Here is a 25,426-nt window from a genome sequence, read left to right as displayed (position 1 = left end):
TCAGGCGCTTATTGCCTGCCGGATCAGTTTTCACTGCTACTACCGCAGCATTTACCAGTACGCATTGCTGCAATACGGATTCTATCTCACCCAGCTCGATGCGGAAGCCCCTGATTTTTACCTGGTCATCGATACGGCCCAGGTATTCTATGTTACCGTCAGGCAGCCAGCGGCCCAGGTCCCCGGTGCGGTACAAACGCGCGCCAGGCCTGTTACTGTACGGATCAGCAATGAATTTTTCTGCTGACAGCTCCGGTCTGTTCAGATAACCTCGCGCGATACCCTGTCCGCCGGCGCAGATTTCACCAGCCACTCCTACCGGGCAGAGTTGCCCGTACTCATTACGGATGTATACCTGTATATTATCCACCGGCTTACCGATTACCACCACATTATCTTCCAGCAGCGGCTGATCTGTAATGGTGGTGCAGACAGCATTCTCCGTAGGTCCGTAGGCGTTATATATACGGGCGCCCCTGTCTGTGATATAGCGGGCATCATCGCGGTTCAGCGGTTCACCTGCAGACACTACTGTTGTCACGGGTCCCAGCTCATCCTTCACGAGATGCAGGTAAGAAGAAGGTAATACCACTACTTCTACCTGGTGCCGGCTGACCATTGCACCGAATTTATCTGCGGCAAGCAGATCTTCCTTATCCGGCAGAACCAGCGTACCACCACTCAGCAGGGTATTAAACACCTCATAGCAGGAGGCATCAAAACCAAAGGAGGCAAACTGCAGGAAACGGGTACCATCTTCCAGGTGAAGCGCGCGCTGCTGGCCGGACGCCATATTCACGGCTCCTTTATGCTCCATCAATACGCCTTTGGGCTTACCGGTGGAACCGGAAGTATAGATAACATATGCCAGCTGATCTTCCTCCAGGGAAATATATACCGTACGGTCGTAATGGCGGATCAGCTCCCACTCTGCATCCGGCAGCACTACTTTCAGCCCTTCCGCGGGCAGCGTGCCCACACAGCTGCTGCTGGTAACCAGTACGGAGGCTTTAATATCTTCCAGCATGAAACGGATTCTTTCCTGCGGATAGTCCGGATCTACCGGCACATAGGCTGCGCCGGCCTTCAGTATTCCCAGGATGCTGACAATCATTTCCGGCGATCTTTCCAGGCACAGCGGTATCAGCATCTCTTTCTGCACCCCGATGCTCAGGAGGTAGTTGGCCAGCCGGCCGGAGCGTTCATCCAGCTCGCGGTACGACATTACGCCATCATTGGTAATGAGCGCCGGCGCATCCGGCCTGCGTACCGCCTGCGCATAAAACCGGTCTATGATAGTATTGGCGGCCGGTATGGGTTGTGCGGTATCATTAAACGTAAATATTAACTGTTGTTCTTCTGCGGGAGAAAGTATCTCCACATCTTTCAGTAAAACATTATCTGCTGCCGTCATGGCTGACAATGCCTGCCTGAAGTGGCCTGCCACTGCTTCCATGTACGCCGTTGCCAGCAGCGAGCTGTTATAGCTGAAATATACATTTACTTCATCTGTAACGGTAACGGCTATACCCAGCGGATAGTTGGTATGTTCTTCCTTTCTGCCGTTTTCTACCTGCAATTGTAAAGTAGTGGAAGACAGCGCTTCGCTTACGGGATAGTTTTCGTATACCAGCAGACTGTCGAACAGATCTCCCTGTACGCCTGTCCAGCGTTGTACTTCCGTCAACGGCACATACTGATGTTCGCGGCTGTTCAGCTGATCCTGCTGTATTGTCTGCAGCCAGGCGGCTACCGGTTGCTGACCGTCGATATGCGCGTACAGCGGCAGGGTATTGATATACATGCCCACAGCGCGTTCCACGCCAGGCAGGTTATCCGGTCTGCCGGAAACAGTAACGCCATAGGTAATATCCTGGCGGCCGGTATAGCGGTATAACAGGTACGCCCACACGCCCTGCATGAGGGTATTCAGGGTAATGCGGTGACGTTGCGCATAGCGGGACAACCGCGCAGTATCCTCCGCATTGACCTGCAGCTGATGGGTAGTGTATGCTCCCACGCCTTTGTTGCGGTCGGCAGCAGGGCTGATAAACGGCAGCAGGCTGCCTTCACTCACTCCGGAAAGATATTGCTTCCAGTAAGTTGCTTCCCGGTCTTTATCCTGCCGGTCAATGTAACGTATATAATCTTCGTAGCGGTCTTCGGCAGCTGCGGGTAACGGTTTACCGGCAGTCAGCTGTTCATAGGCTTTCAGCAGGCCATCCATCAGTACCGGCATAGACCAGCCATCCACGAGGATATGATGATATGTCCAGCAGAAATGATACCTGGTATCGGTCAGACGCGCGAGGAAAATGCGCATCAGCGGCGGATTCGTGTGATCAAACCCTTTTTCCTGGTCTGCACGCTCATAATCTCTGATAGCCTGCTGCTGCGCTTCTTCGCTGTAGTCCCTGCAGTCAAGCAGCTGGTAAGGTATCTGCACATCCCTGTACACGGCCTGTACGGCCACGCTGAACGCATCTGTATAGAATCCGCTTCTGAGGATGCTGTGTTGCTGTAGTAAATAATTCCAGCTCTGAATAAAGGCAGCTGTATCCAGGTGCAGCAATTCCCCGGAGAATTGCTCCGTATATGATCCGGCGCCGTTATCAAACATACTGTGGAACAACATGCCTTCCTGTAGTCCGCTCAGCCGGTACATACGTTGCAGCTGTGTCTTGCGCAGGCCGCCGGCAAATGGTTCCTGCAGGAAGCCATCCAGTTCGGCGATGCTGACAGCACCTTCCAGTCCGAAGTCTGCAGGAGAACAGGTGCCTGCCGGCTGTGCAGCGCAATGGCTGATCAGCGATTCCAGACGCGTTACATAATCTGCTGCCAGCTGCGTTATTTTCTCTGCTTCAAAATGCCTTGTACTGTAGCTCCAGTACAATACAAGGGTGTCGTCCTGAATAATGGCGTTAACAGACAATGGCTGAGAGGCCGGCGTCTGATCATTGAGTGATGACCCGAATGTATCCCAGAGCGGGCGGGTAAATATGCCGGCATCACTGCCGGCGGCGGATTGACCTAAATAGTTGAACTGAATATCCCAGGGATCTTTACCCTGTAATGATGGCTGATTGCTGATATGTTTTAATACGCCGTAGCCGATTCCTTTATCCGGCACCTGCCGCAGCGTTTCCTTCACCTGCCTGATAAGCAGGCCGGGATCTGCCGCTACCGGCAGCAACACCGGATATACAGCGGTGAACCATCCCACGGTACGGCTGGTATCAGTATTATCTGCGATGTGTTCACGGCCGTGGCCCTCGAGTCCGACAGACACTGCGGAGGTATTATTCCATGCTCCCAGCGTGAGTGCGAGAGCGCTCAGCAGTATATCATTGATTTCTGTATGATAGGCATCTGATACCCCTTGCAGAAGCGTCCTGGTAAAGGCGGGGGTCAGCTGCACCTGCTGCGTATCCATATCAGCGATACGTACCTGTCCGTCATACAGCTTGTTTGTTTGCAGTGGTGTATAGCTTTTGAAAATATTTTCCCAGTAGCCCCGCTGCCGCTGCAGCCTGCCGCTATGCTGATAATCGGCCAGCGTCTGCCACCATTGGCGGTAAGAGCTGGTTTTAGCGCCAAGTACTGCTGCCGCGGGTTGTCCGGGATGTTGCAGGAGCAGTTCCAGGTCTTCCGACAGAATACGCCAGGAGACGCCGTCTACAGCAAGGTGGTGTATAATGAACAGCAGCCGGTTGACAGGCTGTGATGCCGGCGTCAGGAATAATACCGCACGGAACAAACGACCGTTTCCGATATCCAGGCTTTCCTGGAAATGCGTTGTATGTTTGTCTGTTTCCGCCTGGAATGTTGTCTCGTCCGTTGTCTGCAGATCTATGATGTCTACTCCGCCTGCGGCATCACCGTAAGATTGCTGCCAGCCGGCATCGCCTTGCTGGTAGCGGAAGCGCAGCGCATCGTGATACAGGACCAGGGCTGTCACCGCCTGTACTAACGTGGACGCAGGTACGCTTTTATCAAGTGAGAAAGTAATATGTTGGTTATAATGAGATAATGCAGGATGATCGCCTGTCAGGAATTTCTGTTGTATGGGCAGCAGGCCGCTCAAACCGGAAAGGGTTTCCTGTTCTGCCTGTATCCTGCTGTTGTGCTGTACGGCCAACTGAGCAGCCAGGCGGGCAACTGTCTGGCAGGTAAAAAGATCCTTCGGAGATACTTCATAGCCGCTTCTTCTGGCGCGGCTGGCCACCTGGATGGTGATGATGGAATCGCCGCCCAGCTCAAAGAAATTATCGTGCACGCCTATCCTGTTCAATCGCAATACTTCCTGCCAGATGTTCACCAGCGTCTGTTCTGTTTCATTGCGCGGCGCCACATAATCTTCTGCAGCCAGGGCGCTGAGATCCGGATCGGGCAGGGAACGTCTGTCTACCTTACCATTGGCTGTCAGCGGCAGTTTCTCCAGCTCCACGAAAAGCAGCGGTACCATATATTCCGGCAGCCTTTCTTTCAGCCAGGCGATTACGGCTTCCCGGCTGAAGGTATTGTCCGGCACCACGTATGCTACCAGGCGTTTATTACCGGCATCGTCAGCTCTTGCCAGTACAACCGCCTGACGTATGTGCGGATACTGTGCCAGCGTACTTTCTATCTCTCCTGGCTCAATACGGTATCCCCTGATTTTCACCTGATCATCACGGCGGCCGATGAACAGGATATTACCGTCCGGCAGGTACTTAACGGTATCGCCTGTACGATAAAACCGCAGTCCGCTGCCAGGATTGAAAGGATCGCTGATAAATTTCTCTGCCGTCAGCGCAGGATTGTTGAGGTAACCTGCGGCTACCCCTTCCCCGCCGATCAGCAGCTCGCCCGGCACGCCTGCGGGGCATAGCTGACCATTTATATTGACTACATATACCTGCGTATTGGAGAAAGGTTTCCCTGTAGGAATATTTTCCTGGTAAGGGTGATCGTTTTTCACCACATGCAGCAGTTTTCCTATAGTCGTTTCCGTTGGTCCGTAGTGGTTAACAATAGTGCAGGTTCCGCCGGCAGCGCGGATGCTGTTCACCAGCTCAGCGGGCAAAGCCTCCCCGCCGAAGATCAGCAGTTTTTGCGGCAGCAGCAGGTAATCCGGCATAGAAAGGGCTCTCCAGTGTGAAGGCACAATCTTGATGCAATCTATCGGATGCTGCGTCAGGTAGCTCCTGAGCTGATAAGGATCGTTTACTGCCGCTTTGGAGAATACATGCAGGCTACCGCCATTCAGGAACGCCGTAAACAGCACGGTATTACCCAGGTCGGTAGCTATGCTGGACATCAGGCCGAAGGAACGGCATTCCTCTACTGGCAGGAAGGCGCGCAGGCCCGCGAGGTAATCAGCCAGGTTGTGGTGTGTGAGCAACACACCTTTGGATCTGCCCGTACTGCCGGAAGTATAGATCACGTATACCAGGTCTGCCGGCTTCACCGGTATCTCTACCGGCGTTACGGGATACGTGGCGATAAGTGCCGCATCGGCATCCAACGCAATCGTATCTTTCCCTGCCGGCAACAGTGAACGGCAGGCGGCGCTGCTTACAATGACCTGCGCAGCGGTATCTTCCAGCATATAGCTGATTCTGTCCTGCGGGAAATCCGGATCAATGGGAACATAGGCTGCACCTGACTTCAGGATACCTATCAACCCTACTATCATCTGCAGGGACCGTTCTACGCACAATGGCACCAGTGTGCCTGTCTGCACGCCTTTGCTGCGCAGGTAATGCGCCAGCTGGCTGCTGCGTTCATCCAGCTCCCTGTAGGTAAGCGTATCATTTTCATACACCAGCGCGGTACTGTCAGGCGTCCTGCGTACCTGCGCCGAGAACATATCTGTAAATGTCAGCTGTTCGTTGTAAGGCACCGTCACTTTACTGAAGCCTTCCAGCTGCCGGCGTTCGTTGTCTGTCAGCAGTACCAGCTCATCAGGCATGTTGACTTCTGTGGAAGATAACTGCGTGAGCAGTTGTTCAAAATGACCGGAGATCACTTTTACCTGTGCGGCATCGATCAGGCTGGTATTGAATTCGAACCTGACATTGATTTCTTCGCCTGCCATGATCACCAGCCATAAAGGGTAGTTAGTCTGGGAAGTGATGGAAGCATCTTCCATTTTCAGCTGCCAGGCTTTTGCTTCGAGCACGTCGCTTACCGGATAGTTTTCAAATACGAGCAGCGTGTCAAACAACTCTCCTTCCACTGCCGCCCAACGTTGCAGCTCATTAAGCGAAGCATATTGGTATTCGCGGTTGCGCAGCTGATCTGCCTGTAATGCCTGTAACCATGCGGTAAAGGGCTTATCAGCAGCTACTGTTGTATGCAGCGGCAGCGTGTTGATATACATGCCTACTGCCTGTTCAATACCAGGTAAATCTTCCGGCCTTCCGGAAACCGTTACACCGTAAGTTACCTCCCGGCGACCAGTGTACTGATATAACAGGTATGCCCACACGCCCTGCATCAGGGTATTCAGGGTGATATGATGTCGTTGGGCGTAGGCAGACAGTGATGCTGTTATATCCCGGTCTACCATCAGCTGATGAAGGCTATATATCCCTTCTCCTTTGGTACGGCTGGCATTTGCCTGCACGAATGGCAGCAGGCTGCCTTCGGTAACAGGTTGCAGGTAACGGCGCCAGTGTTCTTCTGCCAGGCCGTTTTCATCCTGTTGTATGTAACGGATATAATCTTCGTACCGGTCTTCGGTGATGGCCGGCAGCGCCGTACCGGCAGACAGCTGTTCGTAAGCCTCCAGCAGTTCCTGTATCACTACGGGTACAGACCAGCCATCCAGCAGGATGTGATGGAAACTCCACAGCAGATAGGTATGCGTATCATCCAGCCGAGCGAGGCACACCCGCATCAGCGGGGCGGCGGTGAAGTCGAAGCCGTTGTAGCGGTCGGCTGTTTCATATTGTTTAATCGCAGCCTGCTGCTCTTCAGCGGACAGGTGGCGGTAATCGAAAGTTGTCAGCGGTAAGGCGGCTTGCCTGTACACGCATTGCACGGGTATGTTGAAAGCATCGTAATAGAAGGCACTACGCAGAATAGTATGGCGTTGCATCACCCATTCCCAGCTTTGCATGAACAGCGCTTCATCTACCACATTCAGCGTAGCGGTAAACTGTTCCACATAACTACCTGATGCTTTATCGAACAGGCCATGGAACAGCATGCCCGACTGCAGTCCGCTGAGGCGGTACATACGTTCCAGTTGCGCCCTGCGCGGGGTATGCAGGTACGGTGCATCCAGGAAGCGATTCAGTTCGGTGTAACTGATTTCATGCGCCAGCCCGTAATCTGCCGGTGTAAATATGGTTGCGGTCTGCGCCACACAATGACGGATCAGTACTTCCAGGTGACGCAGGAAGTTAGCAGCCAGTGCTTCCATACCTGCTGCCGTAAAGTGTTTCAGGCTGTAACCGAAATCAAGCACCAGTTCTCCGTTACGCACCAGGCTGTTTACCGCGAGTTTATCATGGAAGATAAAATCTTCTCCCACAGCAGGGCCTGCATCTTCCGCAGCTGCCGACAGATGTCCGCTGCCGCCGGTGGTATTGTCCCATTGTCCGAGGTAGTTGAACACCACATCCCATGGGTCCCTACCCTGCAGCGGCGCTGCTTTACTGATATATCTCAGTACACCGTAGCCGATACCTTTTGCCGGTATGCGACGCAGTTGTTCTTTAATATGGCAGATAACGTCAGCGGGGGTACGTTGTTCTCCGGTGTGGAGTAATACGGGGTACAGCGTAGTAAACCAACCTACGGTACGGCTGGCATCTGTTTCAGTGCTGATATGTTCGCGGCCATGGCCTTCCAGTCCGACGGACACCTGGCTGTGGCCGTTCCATTCAGCTAATGTCAGCGCCAGCGCGCTTAACAGCAGGTCATTGATTTCTGTATGATAGGCTTTACCGGAATCCTGCAGCAGACGTTGTGTCAACGCAGCATCCAGTCTTACCACGTGGTTGGCCGTATCGCGGGCGGTAATCACGCCGCTGTCTTCTTTCTCTGTTCTGAGCGGAACATATTGTTCCGCGGCTGTTTGCCAGTAGGCTACCTGTTCCTGCAGACGGCGGCTGCCGGCATATGTTTTCAGGGCCTCCTGCCATTGCCGGTAGGAGTAACCTTTTTCCCCGCTGAAAGTTGACGGCGCATCCAGCAGCTGCTGCAGGTCTTCCAGCAGAATACGCCAGGAGACACCGTCTACAGCCAGGTGATGGATGACGATCAGCAGGCGGTTATATTTTTCAACAGCCGGCGTTTTCATGAGTGCAGCGCGTAACAGCTCGCCCTGTGAGATATCAAGACTACCCTGTACCTGACGGCAGGTGGCTGTAATGGCAGCAGATAACTCCGCGGAGGTTACCCCGGAGAGATCCGCCGTTTCCACCTTTCCGGTATAGCTGCCGTATGTCTGCTGCCAGCCGTTTGCATCCTGATGGTACGCGAAGCGCAAGGCATCGTGGTGTTGCATCAGCCGGGCAATTGCCGTCGATAGCGCATCACTGTCAATGTTTTTATCAATATTCAGCAGCACCTGCTGATTGAAATGAGAAGTGGCTATGTTGTTTTCAAAGAACCACTCCTGAATGGGCAGAAGACCGCTGGTACCGGTCAGCAGACCCTGTTCGGCGGAGATGCTGCTGACGCTGGCTGTTTGCAGGAAAGCCGCCAGGCCGGCAATATGCTGGTGTGTAAAGATATCGCCCGGACGTAATGCTATTCCGGCTCTCTTCGCCCTGCTCACCACCTGTATGGTGATGATGGAATCGCCTCCCAGCTCGAAGAAATTATCGTATATGCCTACCCGTTGTACCCGCAGCAGCTCTTCCCAGATTCCCGCCAATGCCTGTTCGGCTGCGGTACGCGGCGCTACATAACCGGTAGTCTGCAGCAGGCTGATATCCGCTTCCGGTAACTGCTTCTTATCTACCTTACCATTGCTGGTCATGGGCAGCTTATCCAGCGGCACCCACAATGCGGGTGACATGTATTCCGGCAGGCGGCTCTTCAGGTAAGCAATCAGCGGCTCCTTATCAAATGTACCTTCCGGCACTACATAACCAACCAGCTGTTTGTTGCCGCGGTCATCGGATTTGACGACGACCACGGATTGTTTCACCAAGCCGCTTTGCTGCAGTACGCTTTCTATCTCACCCAGTTCAATACGGTATCCTCTTATCTTCACCTGGTCGTCTATACGGCCCAGGTATTCGATGTTGCCATCGGGCAGCCACCGCGCCAGATCGCCGCTGCGATAGATCCGTGTATTTATTTCTCCCGCAATACGATACTGCACAAACTTCTCTCCTGTCAGTTCCGGCCGGTGCAGATAACCTGCTGCCAGGCTTTCCCCGCTGATGCAAAGTTCTCCGGCTACGCCTACGGGGCTGAGCTGCCCCGCAGCATTCAATATATAAATTCGTGTATGGCTTACCGGTATACCTATCGGCGGCGCAGCTTCGCTGCTTTCCGTTAATACGTAGCTGGTAGTAACCACACTGTTTTCTGTAGGTCCGTAGTTATTGACGATGGTATAGTCTATCCCTTCCAGGCTCAGTGCAGGCAGCTTGTCTCCGCCTGCCAGCAGGTATTGCAGCGCTAAACGGCGGTTCCGTGTAGCTGCTACAAACTCAGGAATGAGGATGGTTGACAGGAAGCTGTGGGTGATGCCCGCTTCGCTGTAATAATCAGCCAGGCCCGATGGCGACAGACGCTGTTCATCGCTCAGGATGTAGAGCGTTGCTCCGGCGCTCAGCGATGGCCATACTTCCCAGCCAAATGCATCGAAACCGATGCCTGCAGCGGCCGTTGTCCGGCTGCCGGCTGTCAGCGCATAACGCTCCAGGTGCCAGCCCGCCAGGTTGGATAAACCGCGGTGAGGAATCTGTACGCCTTTGGGCAGCCCGGTTGAACCGGAGGTATAGATCACATAGCATAACTGATCCAGTGTAACGCTACCGGATGGCACTGTGCCAGGATATGCGCCGGACAAGGCTTCCCGGTTGTCTGCATCAATCAGCTCCACGCCTGGTAAATCCGGCAATGCCTCCAGCACGCGCCGGTTGCTGATCAGCAAACGGGCGGCGGTATCAGACAGCATATAGGCGATACGTTCCGCCGGGTAGCCAGGATCTATGGGAACATAAGCTCCGCCGGCCTTCAGCACGGCCAGCATGCTCACGATAATACCTGCGGAGCGGTCCTGGCATACCGGTACCAGCGTACCCGCAGCTACGCCCCTGCTGCGCAGGTAATGCGCAAAGCGGGAAGACTGCTCATCCAGCTGATGATAAGTCAGGACCGTATCTCCTGCTACTACCGCTGACGCTGTCGGCTGCGCGCTTACCTGTGCCGCAAAATAGTCCAGTACCGTTTGTGACGGCAAGGCGGAAATATCGTGCGCATTGAAAGTATGTAACAGCTGATGGCGTTCATCTGCAGAAAAAATATCTATCTCTCCGAATGTCAGTGTATCCGCGCTAATCATCTGTTCCAGCACAGTACGGAAATGTCCGGCTACCGCGTTCACATATACCGGATTCAGCAGATCGTTATAACTGAATCGTATATCAATTTCTCTTCCGGCGATGATGATAATGCTTAACGGATAATTGGTATGCTCCGTTACGATGGCATCTGTCATCTGCAAAAGCCAGGGTTTTGCTTCCAGCGCGGCGCTCACGGGATAGTTTTCAAATACCATGAGGCTGTCGAACAGATCGCCGGTGATACCTGTGAGCCGCTGAATTTCGTTCAGGCCTGTGTACTGGTATTCCCTGTTCTGCAGCTGCTCCGACTGAACCGTCTGCAGCGCTTCGCTTATATGCTGCTGCAACGCTATTCTGCCATGGAACGGCAAGGTATTGATATACATGCCTACGGCGCTCTCCACACCGGGCAGGTTATCCGGACGGCCGGATACAACGATACCAAACGCTACATCCTGCTGGCCGGTATAGCGGTATAACAGGTACGACCACACGCCCTGCATCAGGGTATTCAGGGTAATACGATGACGTTGCGTCCAGGCAGTGATACGGGTGGTTGCAGTTTCATCCAGCAGCAGTTTTTCTTCTGCATAACTACCGACACCTTTGTTGCGGTTGGCGGCAGTACCAATGAAAGGCAGCAGGCTGGCGGCTTCCAGGCCAGCCATATATTTCTGCCAGTGGTTAATGGCCTGCTCCCTGTCTTTCTGCGCTATATAACGGATGTAATTTTCGTAACGGTCCGGCTGTACTTCAGGCAACGCGTTACCTGTTACCAGCAATTCATAATTGTTCAGCAACCCTTCCAGTAATACCGGCATAGACCATCCATCCAGCAACATGTGGTGATGAGTAAAGCAGAAAGTATAACGCTGGTCATCGAGCTGCATCAGGCAGATACGCATTAACGGCGCTGTGGTGAAATCAAACCCTTTTCTGCGGTCAGCGTCCTGGTATACCTTCAGGGCCTCCTGCTGTTCCGCGGTATTCAGCATACGGCAATCCACTGTCTCCAGCGGGATGCGGGCATCATGGTATACACATTGCACCGGTACCTGGAATACATCATAGTAAAAGGCCGTGCGCAGGATGGTATGTTGTTTTACCAGATGTTGCCAGCTGGCTATAAACGCCGCTATATCCAGTGTTTTCAGTTCAGCGGAAAACTGCTCCACGTAAGCGCCTGCGGCAGCGTCGTATAGGCTGTGGAAGAGCATACCTTCCTGCAGGCCGCTTAACCTGGCAATGCTTTCCACCTGTGCGCCGCGGGGAAGGCCCTGGTAATCCGATTCCAGGAAATGATCCAGCTCGGTGTAGCTGATAACATCACCCAGCCCGTAATCGGCTGGTGTATATACGGCCGTCTCCCTCGAAACGCAATGCTGTATAATATCTTCCAGATGATGAATATAATCTGCAGCCAGTCGGGTAATACTATCTGCATGGAAATGTTTTTCACTGTAGCTCCAGTATAATACCAGCTCATCGCCGGTAACGATACTGTTCACCGCAAGTTTGCCATCCACGGGGAAGTCTGCAGCTGCGGAAGACCCGAAGTGTTCCCACAGCGGTGTTGCCAGCAGTTCCTGCTGCGCAGTTCCACCTGGTTGTCCGAGATAATTGAACACCACTTCCCAGGGATCTTTACTCTGCAGGGATGTCATTCTGCTGATGTACTTCAGTACGCCATAGCCAAGACCTTTATCCGGTATACGGCGCAGCTGCTCTTTTATATTTTTGAGATGATCTGCTGTGGAAGATGCCTTATTCACTTCCAGCAGCACAGGATACATGGTTGTAAACCATCCTACGGTATGACTGGTATCTGTATCAGCAGCTATTGCCTCGCGGCCATGGCCCTCCAGCCCGATCAGTACCGCATCGCTGTTATTATGTGCGGCAAGCGTAGCTGCCAGGGCAGACAGCAAAATATCATTGATTTCTGTATGATAAGCCTTCGGCGCTTCTTTCAGCAGTTGCAGGGTAGCCTGACGGCTTAGCTTTACCGTATAATTACGTATATCCGATATCGTTAGTTGCTCATCTGAAGTATAATCAGTGTGCAAGAGAGCCGGTTGTTGCATCGTCTTCTTCCACCAGGCTTCCTGTGACAATACCTGCCGGCGTGTTCCATAGGCAGCCAGCGCGTTGTACCACTGGCGCACGGAGCTGGTTTTACCGCCCGGTACAACTTCTTCCCGGAGCAATAATTCCAGGTCGTCTGTAAGAATCCTCCACGATACGCCATCCACCACCAGGTGATGAATGACGAGTAACAGGCGGTTGGCCTGTTCTGTGGCAGGTGTCAGCAGTAAGGTTGCCTGCAGCAGTTTTCCTTCTGTAGGCTGTATACGTGACTGCAGGTCTGCCAGATGGTTATCTGCAGCGGACAGCCAGTCAGTGCCTGTATGTTGCAGGTCCACCACTTCGAGGTCTGCAGCCCGCCGGGTATACTCCTGCCTCCATCCGGTGGCAGTTGCCTGATAAGTGAACAGCAAAGCATCGTGCTGACGGGCCAGCCCGTCAATAGCAGCAGCCAGTTTTTCCGGGCTCACCTGTTTACTGATGGCCAGCGCCATATGCTGATTATAGTGAGAGGCGGTATGACCGGCAGTTTCCAGGAACCATTGCTGTACCGGCAGCAGTCCGCTTTCACCTGACAGCACACCTTGTTCTGCTGTCACGGCGTCGTGCTGCTGCACGCTCAGTAAAGCAGCCAGCCGTTCAATGGTCTGGCCGGTGAACAGATCGCGCGGATTGAGCTTATATCCGGCTCTTCTTGCGCGGCTTACCACCTGGATAGAAATGATGGAATCCCCCCCCAGCTCAAAGAAATTATCGTGAACGCCTACACGCCCTACACTGAGCAGATCCTGCCAGATAGCTGCCAGCGCAGTTTCTGTTTCATTGCGCGGCGCTACGTATGCATTCGCTGATAACGCGGCGGCATCCGGTTCCGGCAATGCCTGTTTGTCTATCTTACCGTTACCTGTCAGCGGCAGCTTGTCCAGCACCACCCACCAGCCGGGAACCATGTACTCCGGCAGGCGTGTTTTCAGGAAGGCGGTCAGGGCATCGCGGTCGTAGTTGTCTGCAGGTACAATGTACCCGATAAGACGTTTATTGCCTTTATCGTCAGCACGCGCCAGCACCACATTACGGACTGCAAGGCCACTCTGTCCGATGGCGTGTTCTATCTCACCCAGCTCTATACGGTAGCCGCGCACCTTCACCTGGTCATCATTACGGCCTACGTATACGATGTTGCCATCAGGCAGCAGCCGGCAGATATCACCGGTTTTATACATCCGCCCTTCCGCCACAAACGGATCAGACAGGAAGCTGGCAGCCGTTTGTTCCGGACGGTTCAGGTAACCTCTCGCTACCTGTACACCGCCGATGTACAGCTCGCCGGCTATGCCGGCAGGCACCGGCCGCAGTTCGTTGTCCAGCAGATATATGGGAGTATTGCCCAGCGCGTGGCCAACAGGCACGCCTTCTTCCTGCGATGCACCGGGTACATACAGATATTCCAGCGAGGTGACCGTAGTTTCCGTAGGGCCATACTCGTTATAGAAGGGAACGTAGCGGCTCCATTTCTCTGCCAGCGAGGACGGGCAGTATTCGCCTCCGGAGATAACCCGCTTCAGCTGATATTTACCTGCTGTCAGCGTTTCCAGGAAGCCGGGGGTAGCATGCAGGTGCGTGATGCCTTCGTGTTGCAACAATGTTTCCAGTGCCGCAGGATCCAGGCGGGTAGCTTCATCCAGCAGCACCAGCGTAGCGCCGTTGAACAAGGCCAGGAAAATCTGTTCTACGGAAGCATCGAAATTATAGTTGGAAAACTGGAGGATCTTCTCGGTATGATCTATGCCAAACTTAGCTCCCTGGCAGGCTACCAGGTTCACCACGCTGCCGTGTTCTACCAGCACACCTTTCGGCAGACCCGTGGAACCGGAGGTATAGATCACATAGGCCAGCGATGACGGATGCCGGGGCACTGATGGCGCCGTATCGGGATAAGCCGCATACAGTGCGGTATCATCTGCCTGTATAACCGTTATATCAGTGGCTGGTAACAGCGGCGCGCTCTGAGCGCTGCTGAGTATGATGGTGGCTGAAGTATCAGACAGCAGGTAAGCAATACGTTCTGCCGGATAATCCGGATGCACCGGCACATAGGCTGCGCCAGCCTTCAGCACTGCCAGCATGCTCACAATCATTTCCGGAGAGCGTTCTATGAACAGCGGCACCAGTGTGTCCGCACCTGCGCCTTTGCTGCACAGGTAATGCGCCAGCCGGTTGGATCGGGCATCCAGCTCCGCATAGGTCATCCGGCGGTTGTTGTGAATGACGGCGGCAGATGAGGCCGACTGCTGCGCCTGTGCTTCAAACAGATCCGTCAGGGTTTTATCTGCCGGATAAGGGAAAGCATTTTCCTGCATACCTGACAGCAGCCATTGTTTCTCTGCAGCAGGGAAAATGTCTATATCATCCGTCATCACGGCCTGCTGCCCGCCGATTTGCAGGAGGGTATGCTGAAAATGAGCAGCCATGCGGCTGATAGCTTCTTCCGGCAATACAGCGGTGTTATATTCAAAACGGATATTGATATCCGCTCCTGCTACTGCGGTGATGCTGAGCGGATAGTTGGTCTGTTCCTTCACATCGGCGCCGCTGAGCTGTAACTTCCAGGGCTGAGACAACAGCACTTCATCTACCGGATAGTTTTCAAATACGAGGATGCTGTCGAACAACTCACCGGACACAGGGCTCCAGCGCTGTACGTTATTCAGGGCAGAATACTGATACTCGCGGCTCCGGAGCTGGCCGGCCTGCAATTGCTGCAGCCATGCCGCCACACCCTGTCCCTTCTCTATTTTCGTATACAGCGGAATCGTATTGATATACATCCCTACTCCACGTTCTACGCCCGGCAGGTCTTCCGGCCGGCCGGAAACAGTAACGCCGAATACGACGTCGCGGCGGCCGGTATACCGGTATAACAGGTACGCCCACACGCCCTGCACAAGGGTATTGAGGGTGATGCGCTGCTGTTGCGCGTAAGTGGTCAGCATAGCAGTAACGTTGGTATCCAGCTGTATGGACAATGCCTTGTAGCTACCCAGTCCTTTGCCATGCCCTTCTCCTGTATGGATGAAAGGTAACAGGCTGGCTTCTTCCAGCGGGGACAGGTATTGCTGCCAGTAGGCGGCCTCCTGTACCTTGTTGCGCCGGCTGATATACCGGATATAATTTTCGTAGCGGTCTTCTGCCATCACCGGCGCCGGCTGGCCGGTGGCCAGCAGCTCATAGGTCTGCAGCAGTTCTTCCAGCAGAACAGGTAAAGACCAGCCATCCAGCAGAATATGATGGAAGCTCCACAGTAACCGGTATTGCTCATCCGCCAGACGGAAAAGGGTGATACGCATGAGTGGTGCAGCGGCAAAATCGAAGCCCCGGAGCCGGTCTGCTGCCGTATAATCTTCCATTGCCTGCTGCTGCGCGGTGGTATCCAGTGTGCGGTAATCCAGTACTGTTACCGGTAAGGTTACTTCTTTACGTACGCACTGCACAGGCAGATTAAATACATCGTAGTAGAAAGCGCTGCGCAGAATAGTATGTTGCCGGAGCAGGACATTCCAGCTTTGAGCAAACAGCTTTTCATCCAGCGCACCGATGCGGGCAGATAACTGCTCTACATAAGCGCCTGCTGCGGCATCATACAATCCGTGGAAAAGCATGCCCGCCTGCAGGCCGCTGAGCGGATAAATACGTTCTATAGCAGCCCTGCGGGATACAGGGCCATCCATGCCATCCAGGAAAGCATCCAGCTCACGGTAGTCTGCAATGCCTCCCAGGCCAAAGTCAGCTGGCGTCCAGGCGCTTTCTTCCTGTGCCGCGCAATGATCGATCATCAGCTGCAGCTGCACCAGGTATTCGGCAGACAACCATGCCATGCTCTCTGCAGACAGGTGCCGGCGGCTGTAGCGCCAGTCAATTTCCAGCTCACCATCGTTGATGATGCTGTTGACATATAGTTTGTTGGGTACTGCAAAATGATCTCCTACCGGCGCGCCTCCGTTCTCTCCGCTTCCCTGCAGGATGTCATTGCCGGCCAGCACATTGTTCATCTGCCCCAGGTAATTGAATACAACCTCCCACGATTGCTGCTGCAGCGAAGCTGCTTTGCTGATGTACCGCAGGATACCGTAGCCGATCCCTTTCTGCGGAATAAGCCGCAGCTGTTCCTTCACGCTTTTGATAATACCGGCAGTATGGCCGGCAGCCGATGTATCCAGGGAAACAGGATACAGGCTGGTGAACCATCCTATGGTGCGGCTGGTATCAATGCCGGGTGCAATATCTTCACGCCCATGGCCTTCCAGGCCGATAGTCACTGTACTGTGACCGTTCCACGCAGCCAGGGTACGCGCCAGTGCTGCCAGTAATATATCGTTGATTTCTGTATGATAGGCTTTCGGTACCTCCTGCAGCAGCCTCCGTGTCTGTACGCTATCCAGTTTAACCAGGCAGTTGCCGGTATCTGCATAGGTCAGGTTGCCGGTATAGGAATAATCCGTTTTCAACGGAGCAGCCTGACTGCCTGCCTGCTCCCAGTACGGGAGCTGATCTGTCAGCCGCTGATCCGTTGCATAGGCGGTGAGTGCATCATGCCATTGACGCACGGAACTGCTTTTTGCACCCAGTACTTCCGTGGCGGCAGCAGGTATACCGGTGGTCAGCAGCGTCTGCAGATCTTCCACCAGGATACGCCATGACACACCGTCTACAGCCAGATGGTGCACAATTACCAGTAAGCGGTGCTGTGCTTCACTATCAGGTGTGAGCAACAACACCGTGCGTAAGAGTATTCCCGTTTCAATATCAAGGCTGCGCTGGTATTTTTCTGCTGCCGAAGTTATTGCTTCCTGCAGTTGGTCCGGCGAAACATTGCGCAGATCAACAGTTTCCAGCTTGCCTTCATAGGCGCCATACTCCTGTATTTTATCTGCCGGCTGATAGGTAAACCGCAGCGCATCGTGATAGCCGACCAGTTTCTTTATGGCGGCAGATAAATTATCCGGGGTGATCTGCCTATCAATCTTTAATAAGAGATGCTGGTTGAAATGTGACAGCGAGGCGTCAGCAATGCTGAAGAACCATTGCTGGATGGGCAGCAGGCCACTGTAACCGGATAAGGTTCCCTGCTCGGCTGCCACGGCCACGCTGCTTTTCTTCAGCAGGACAGCTGCCAGCGCCGCTATATGCTGACAGGTAAACAGATCCCGCGGATGTAAGTCGTACCCTTGGCGTTTGGCCCTGCTGGCTACCTGGATGGTAATGATCGAGTCGCCGCCCAGCTCAAAGAAATTATCGTATATACCTACCCGTTGTACACGCAGGAGATCCTGCCAGATTTCTGCCAGGTCTTTTTCCATCGCATTCCGGGGCGCCACATAATTATCTGATCCCGTAACACCGGTGGTGGCTTCCGGCAATGCCCGCTTATCTACCTTACCGTTTTTATTCAGCGGGAACTGCTCCATCGGTATCCAGATCAGTGGAATCATATAATCCGGCAGCCGGCTTTTCAGGAAGGTCAGTATTCCTTCGCGGTTAAATTCTCCTTCCGGCACGATATAGCCTGCCAGTCTTTTAGTTCCTTGCGGATCAGTGACTGCCAGCACTACTGCGCGGTTCACATATTCACTCTGTTGCAGCACACTTTCTATTTCACCCAGTTCTATACGGAAACCACGGATCTTTACCTGATCGTCTATACGGCCCAGGTATTCAATGTTGCCGTCGGGCAGCCAGCGACCCAGGTCGCCGGATTTATACAACCTCTCTCCTGCAGCAAACGGATGCGGAATAAATTTCTCCGCCGTGAGGTCAGGGCGGTTCAGGTAACCGAGCGACAATCCTGCACCACCGAGGTATATTTCTCCTGCAATGCCGGCAGGCACGGGCCGCAGGCTACCATCCAGGATATAGGCGGTACGGTTATCCAGCGGGCGGCCGATAGGAATATTTTCCCGGCCATCTATCAGGAAGGTAAGCGAGAAAGTAGTATTCTCCGTAGGGCCGTAACCGTTAATAAGATCAATATGCGGGAATGCTTTTCGGAGTCTGTTTACATGCGCTTCGGATAACTTCTCCCCGCCGGCCAGCACAGTAGTAAGCCCTTCAAACAGGCTGATATCAGTGTCTATCAGCTGATTGAACCAGCTGGCGGTAAACCACATTTTGGTAACCCCGTGGCGGCGTATTTCTGCTTTAAGCAGGCTGCTGTCCAGCAATTTTTTATCAGAGCAGAGAATCAGTTGCCCGCCGTTCAGCAGGGCGCCCCAGTATTCAAAAGTAGAGGCATCAAATGACGGGGAACCGTTGGAGAGTATCACATCCCTGCTGGTCAGCGTTACGTAGGTTACCTGTTTTACCAGGCTTACCACATTGCGGTGGTTGACCAGTACGCCTTTGGGTCTTCCGGTAGAGCCGGAGGTATACATAACGTATGCCGGACTATTGGCCGACAGCGATTCAATATGAATAGGTTTGTCTGAAGCTGCTGCAGGTATATTGTCAGTGCATATCAGCCTGAGACGGGGGGCAGCGGCTGCAAATACCGGCTGCCATTCGTTATCCGTCAGGGCGATATTTCCGGCAGTATCTTCCAGCATGAAAGCAATGCGGTCTTCCGGATATTCCGGATCGATGGGAACATATGCCGCGCCTGCCTTTAAAATACCCAGTATACCCACCATCATGTCTATGCTTCGTTTCATGCATACGGGCACCAGGTCGCCGGGCAGCACCCCTTCCTGCACCAGGAAGTGCGCAAGGTTTTCTGATCTGCGGTTCAGTTCCTGATAGGTAATGCTTTCTTCCTCAAAAATAATGGCGGCAGCATCGGGAGAAAGGGCTACCTGTTCCCTGAATGCCGCAGGTATCGTATGCACGGCCGGAGCTGTTTTGCCGGCATTGCTGAATGTTTCCAGTAACAGTGTACGTTCGTTGCCGGTCAGCAGTTCAATGGCTGACAACCGGGTATCGCCGGACTTCGCAAACTGGTGCAGTACCTGTTCGAAATGCGCAGCAATAGCTTCCGCATACACCGGCAGTAAGATGCTGGCATTGTAGCTGAAATCTATCTGAATAGTTTCGGCTGCCTGTATGATGATGTTGAACGGATAGTTGGTATGCTCATGTAATCCGATATTGTCCAGCCGTAACTTCCATGGATATTCATTCAGCACTTTGCTGACCGGATAATTTTCGAAAACAAAAAGGCTGTCGAACAAATCTCCTGTGATGCCATTCAGTCTTTGTATTTCATTGAGGGTAGTATACTGGTGTTCCCTGCTTTCGATCTGGTTCAGCTGCAGGGCCTGCAGCCAGCTTACAAGGGACTGAGACTCATCGATGGTAGTATGCAGGGGCAGCGTGTTGATGTACATGCCCACTCCCTTTTCCACACCTGGTAAATCTTCCGGTCTGCCGGACACAATTACGCCGTAGGTAATATCGGTTTTCCCGGTGTACCGGTATAACAGGTACGCCCACACGCCCTGCATCAGGGTATTCAGGGTGATATGATGCCGGTTGGCGAATTGCGCCAGCGATGTGGAGGTAGCTGCATTGAGGCGCAGTTTTACTTTTTCATATATCCCGTCCCCCTTGTTTCTGTCGGCCGTAGTGCTGATAAAGCTCAGCAGGGAGCCGTCGCCGGCATTTTCCAGGTATTGGCTCCAGTAGGTAATATCCGCCTGCTGATCTCTTCTGTAGATGTAGCGCAGGTAATCATCGTAGCGGGAGCCTGGCAATACCGGGAATGATGCTGCCGTAGCCTGTGATTCATAGGCACGCAGCAGTTCTTCGAGTATAATGGGGAGTGACCATCCGTCCAGCAGGATATGATGATAGCTCCAGATAAGATGATAATAGTCGTCGCGTAGTTGTATCAGGCAGATACGCATTAAAGGCACTGTGGTAAAATCAAAACCCTGCTGTCTGTCCTGCGCTTCATATACCCTAATGGCATCTTCCTGTGCAGCGCTGTTCATATGGCGGTAGTCCAGTATAGTAACCGGTAATACCGCTTCTTTCCAGGCGCACTGTACCGGTATTGCGAAAGCATTATGATAAAATCCGCTGCGCAGGATACTGTGGTGGCTGATGAGCTGCTGCCAGCTCCGGATAAACAGGTCTTTATCCAGGTTTTCCAGGCGGCAGTAAAATTGCTGTACGTAGGTGCCTGCCTGTCCGTCGTACAGCCCATGGAAGAGCATCCCTGTCTGCAATCCGCTCAGTCTGGCTATACTTTCCAGCTGATCTCTGCGGGTAATGCCGTTCCGGTTGGTATCAAGAAATGCATCCAGTTCTTCCGCACCTATTACATCTGCCAGTTCAAAGTCTGATGGCGTATAGGACACCGATTGCTGCGCAACGCAATGCGCAATGATATCTTCCAGTCTGCTGAGGAACGAGGCTGCCAGCCGTTCTATACTACTGGCATTGAAATGCAGGCTGCTGTAATCCCATTGTACTTCCAGCATGCCTTCGCGGACAACAGCGTTGATTTCTACAGGGGTCTGCAGTGGTCTTTCTTCGGATACGGACAAGCCAAAAGTGTCCCACAGCGGGGATATCGTTGCAGTATCGCCGGCAGGTGTTTCCAGTCGCCCCAGGTAATTGAACACCACATCCCACGGATCTTTTGTTTGTAAGGTGGCGGCCTTGTTCAGGTATTTCAGCACACCGAATCCCAACCCTTTCGCCGGTACCTGCCTCAGCTGTTCCTTCACCTGTTTGATGATGGTGGATACAGCAGCCTTTTCATCTACCTGCAGCAACACGGGGTACATAGTGGTAAACCAGCCGGCAGTATGGGAAGTATCCGTACCTGCCGCCATGTCTTCGCGGCCATGGCCTTCCAGCCCAACGGAAACCAGCGGGTGGTGGTTATAGTCTGCCAGTGAAACTGCAAGTGCTGTCAGCAGCAGATCGTTTACATCTGTACGGTATGCCTGCAGGGCATCCTGCAGCAGTTGCCGTGTACGGGGCTGATCCAGCCTTACCGTTACCTTTCCTGTGTCCGCAGTACGGGCGCTGACAGCAGGTATGTTATCCGTACGCATTGGCGTATAGTGCTGCACGGTATTTTCCCAGTAAGGCAGCTGTTGCAGCAAACGTGTTTCCCGGCTGTAATCAGATAATGTCTGATACCATTGCGCATAGGAAGCCGTTTTACTACCGCCCAGGGATCCGTTCTCCTGTTCCAGGAGGAGTTGCAGGTCATCCAGCAATATCCGCCAGGAAACGCCATCCACGGCCAGGTGATGTATAATCAGTAACAGGCGGTTCTCCTGTTCTGATGCCGGCAGCAGGAATAATACATCTTTCACCAGGATGCCGGCTGTTATATCCAGGCTATTCTGGTAATGTGCCGTATGTGCGGAGAGCGCTGCAGGCAATGCTGCTGCCTCAACGGCTGTCAGATCTTCAACGCTTAGTTCGCCGGTATAATCGCCGTAAACCTGTTCCGGCAAGGATTCTCCCGGATGATAAACAAAGCGCAGTGCATCATGGTGCCGTATAAGGGCTCTGACAGCCTGTGAGAGCTTATCTGCCTCAATATGTTTACTGACTTTCAGTAAGAGATGCTGATTATAATGGGAAGCACCTGTATATCCGGCTTCAAAGAAATGTTGCTGAACAGGCAGCAGTCCACTGTTTCCGGCGACTATACCCTGCGTGGCCAATGCGGGTATCTCGTTGCGTGTTTCCAGCAACACAGACAATGCCGCAATAGTCGGGTTTGCGAAGAGATCTCTGGGTTGCAGGCTGACCCCTTCTCTCCTGGCGCGGCCGGTCACCTGGATAGTGGTGATGGAGTCACCACCCAGTTCAAAGAAATTGTCGTTTATCCCTACCCGTAGTACACCCAGCAATTCCTGCCAGATGCCTGCCAGTACCTCTTCCGCTCTGTTACGGGGCGCCTGGTAGGTAGTAGTCAGCAACGCCGCCGTATCCGGATCAGGTAATGACTTCTTGTCTATTTTCCCGTTTGCCGTTAACGGCAGGCTTTCCATTTCAATGAAGAAAGTAGGCACCATATATTCCGGCAGTTTGCTTTTCAGCTGCGCTACTACACGCTCCTTATCGAAAGTGCCGGATACCACCACATAGCCTACCAACCGCTTGTTGCCGCTTTCATCTGTTTTCACCAGTACTACAGCCTGGCTGATATTACCGCATAGCTGCAGCGCTGTTTCTATTTCACCCAGCTCGATCCGGAAGCCGCGTATCTTCACCTGGTCATCGATGCGGCCCAGGTATTCGATGGTTCCGTCGGGCAGCCAGCGGCCCAGATCACCGGTACGATACATACGGTATCCGTAGTCCGGGTCAAAAGGATTTTCGGTAAATTTCTCTGCCGTCAGTTCCGGGCGGTTGAGGTATCCCCTGGACACACAGATGCCCGATACACATATTTCCCCGGCCACACCCACCGGATACAGCTGCTGATCGCCGGTTACATACAGCCGTGTGTTCTGAACAGGATAGCCCAGCGGCACATTGGTGCTTTCCGGGGTATCATGCATCACATAGTGGCAGATGTCGTCCGACGCCTCCGTAGGTCCGTAGGCGTTAACCACCGGAATGCGGCCATACACTTCATGTCTGAACCACTGCGCCAGCAGCGGCTGGCTCACCGCTTCACCGGTAACCATCAGGTATTGCAGGCTTGCCAGCGGCGCCACTACCTGTTCCTGCAATACAGCAGCGAGGTAGGAAGGCACCATTTCCCAGATGGTGACCTTATCATCATCGATGGCTTTCAGCAGGGTGGCCGGCTGCAGAATAAGCTGCGAAGTGTATATTACGGTAGTACCACCGCATAATAAGGCAGAGAAGATCTGCCAGACAGAAATATCAAAAGTATAGGAAGCTGTAAAGGCAACAACTGAATCACGGGTGATCTGCAGGTCATTTATTTTGGCATACAGGTGATTCAGCATTCCCGCATGTTCCACCATTACGCCTTTAGGCTTGCCGGTAGAACCGGAAGTATAGATCACGTAGGAAAGATCGCCGGGACGTACAATATTGACAGGCGTAGCATCCGGTTGCAGGGCAATGGCTGCCTTGTCCGCATCCAGCTGAATAATTTCCAGCAGCGGCGCAAAGCCGAAGCGGCCGGCAAGATCAGCAGTTGTTATCACCATAGCAGCGCCGGTGTCTTCCAGCATGTAGCTGATGCGGCTTTCCGGGTACTGCGGATCAATGGGCACATAGGCTCCTCCTGCTTTCATAATACCCAGTATAGCGGTGACCATGTCCGGAGAGCGGTCAAAACAAACAGGCACCAGGGTATCTGCGGTAACGCCTCTTTCCCGGAGGTAGTGAGCCAGACGATTGGCGCGAAGCTGCAATTCGCGGTAGGTATATTTCTCATCTTCAAAAACGAGGGCTACTGCATCAGGGTTCGTTGCCACCTGCCCGTCAAAGATTTCCATCAGTGTGCCGGTATGCGGATAGGCTACCTCCAGGCTGTTGAAACGCTCTAGCAGACTACGTTCTGCAGCAGGAATAATATCTACTTGCCGCAAACGGCTGCTCATCTGATCCTTTAACTGGTACATGATAAAGAGCAGTCTTTGTACGACCAGCTGCATTTCTTCTTCAGAAAAATACTGCAACTGGTAGTCCACCGAAAGCTGCAAGGGCTGGTGCTTTCCAAAGTCCTTCCACCATATTTCAATAGGGTATCTGCCATAACCACTCGGCAGCTCGTAAAAGCTGGCTTTCAGTTTATCACCGAAGTCCATGTGAAAATCGATGTACGCATAATTGATAACGATTTCCAGCAGGTACTCTTCTGTGGCGTTGATTTTAAAATAGCGGCTCAGGTCTCCTATCTGGTAGTTATTATAGCGGTAATCTTCGCGCTGTGAGGCGGCAATCTGTTTTATCAGTTCCTCCACGGTGATGTCCGGGCGGTATTCTCCCTTGAAAGGCAGGATACCGGTGAACATGCCGACAATATCACGTAGTTTTTTATTCTTTCTTTTATGCAGCGGCATACCGAAAATAAAATCAGTACGGTCGGTAGTCTGTCCGAAATAGATCATCAGCGCAGCGATGGTCAGCTGCTGCAGGCTTGATTTTGTAAGCTGTTGCAGTTCTTCCAGCACCGCCATATCTTCCGGTGTTAAGTCCACCGCTACAGTACCACAACGTTTCTGATCCTGGCTGTTATCATGGAAGCGGCGTTGGAGCAGCTGCTGCGGCTTTTTTTCCAGCTTCTCTTTCCAGTAACGACCTTCCTTAATATAATCTTCCGACTGGTAGTATTCCGCTGCTTTTATTATTTCTTCACGGTAAGAAGAAAACATAAATTCAGCATCCTCTTCATTATTGAGCAGTGTATTATATTTCCTGGCGACATAACGGTTCTGTGAAGCCAGGCCCACGCCATCGCTGATCAGGTGATGATATTTGAAGAAGTAAAAATGTTCATCTTCCTTCAGCTTTATCAGATAGTGTTCAAAAAGAATATTTCCTTTTCTGAGGTCAAATGGTTTACTGAACTGTTCTCTCATCCAGGAGAATATAGCATCTTCGCCTTCTCCCTTGCTGTAATCGAGTTCTTTTATATCCAACTTTCTGTAATCATCATCAAAATAGATCTGCGGAGTATGATCATCAATATCGAATCTCATACGGTAAGCGTCAAACACTTCCGGAACGGTGTTAACAGCCGCGATGAATTTATCCTTTACCAGCGGGCCAATAATCCTGGTATATCCCCCGATATTATAATACGGGTTTCCAACGTTTATCAGCTGGTCAAGGTATATGTCCTTCTGAGCGGGGTGAAGCGGGGATCTGTTAGTTGACAT

1 protein-coding gene (running past one end of the window) is annotated in these 25,426 nt (G+C 52.9%); it reads right to left on the bottom strand.

Going from position 1 to position 25,426, the window contains the following annotated elements:
• A protein-coding gene (locus GWG06_RS00430) for a non-ribosomal peptide synthase/polyketide synthase (RefSeq protein ID WP_160710766.1) crosses the window boundary here: on the bottom strand, nt 1-25,426 show its 5' portion. The gene continues 8,168 nt to the left of window position 1, outside the view; the window shows 25,426 of its 33,594 coding nt (coding positions 1-25,426); the start codon lies at nt 25,424-25,426; its stop codon lies beyond the left edge, outside the window.

It is taken from the genome of Chitinophaga solisilvae, assembly GCF_009928525.1.
Taxonomy (GTDB): Bacteria; Bacteroidota; Bacteroidia; order Chitinophagales; family Chitinophagaceae; genus Chitinophaga; species Chitinophaga solisilvae.
Note: the sequence above shows the minus strand (reverse complement) of the source record. Positions and strands in the feature narration are given on the sequence as shown.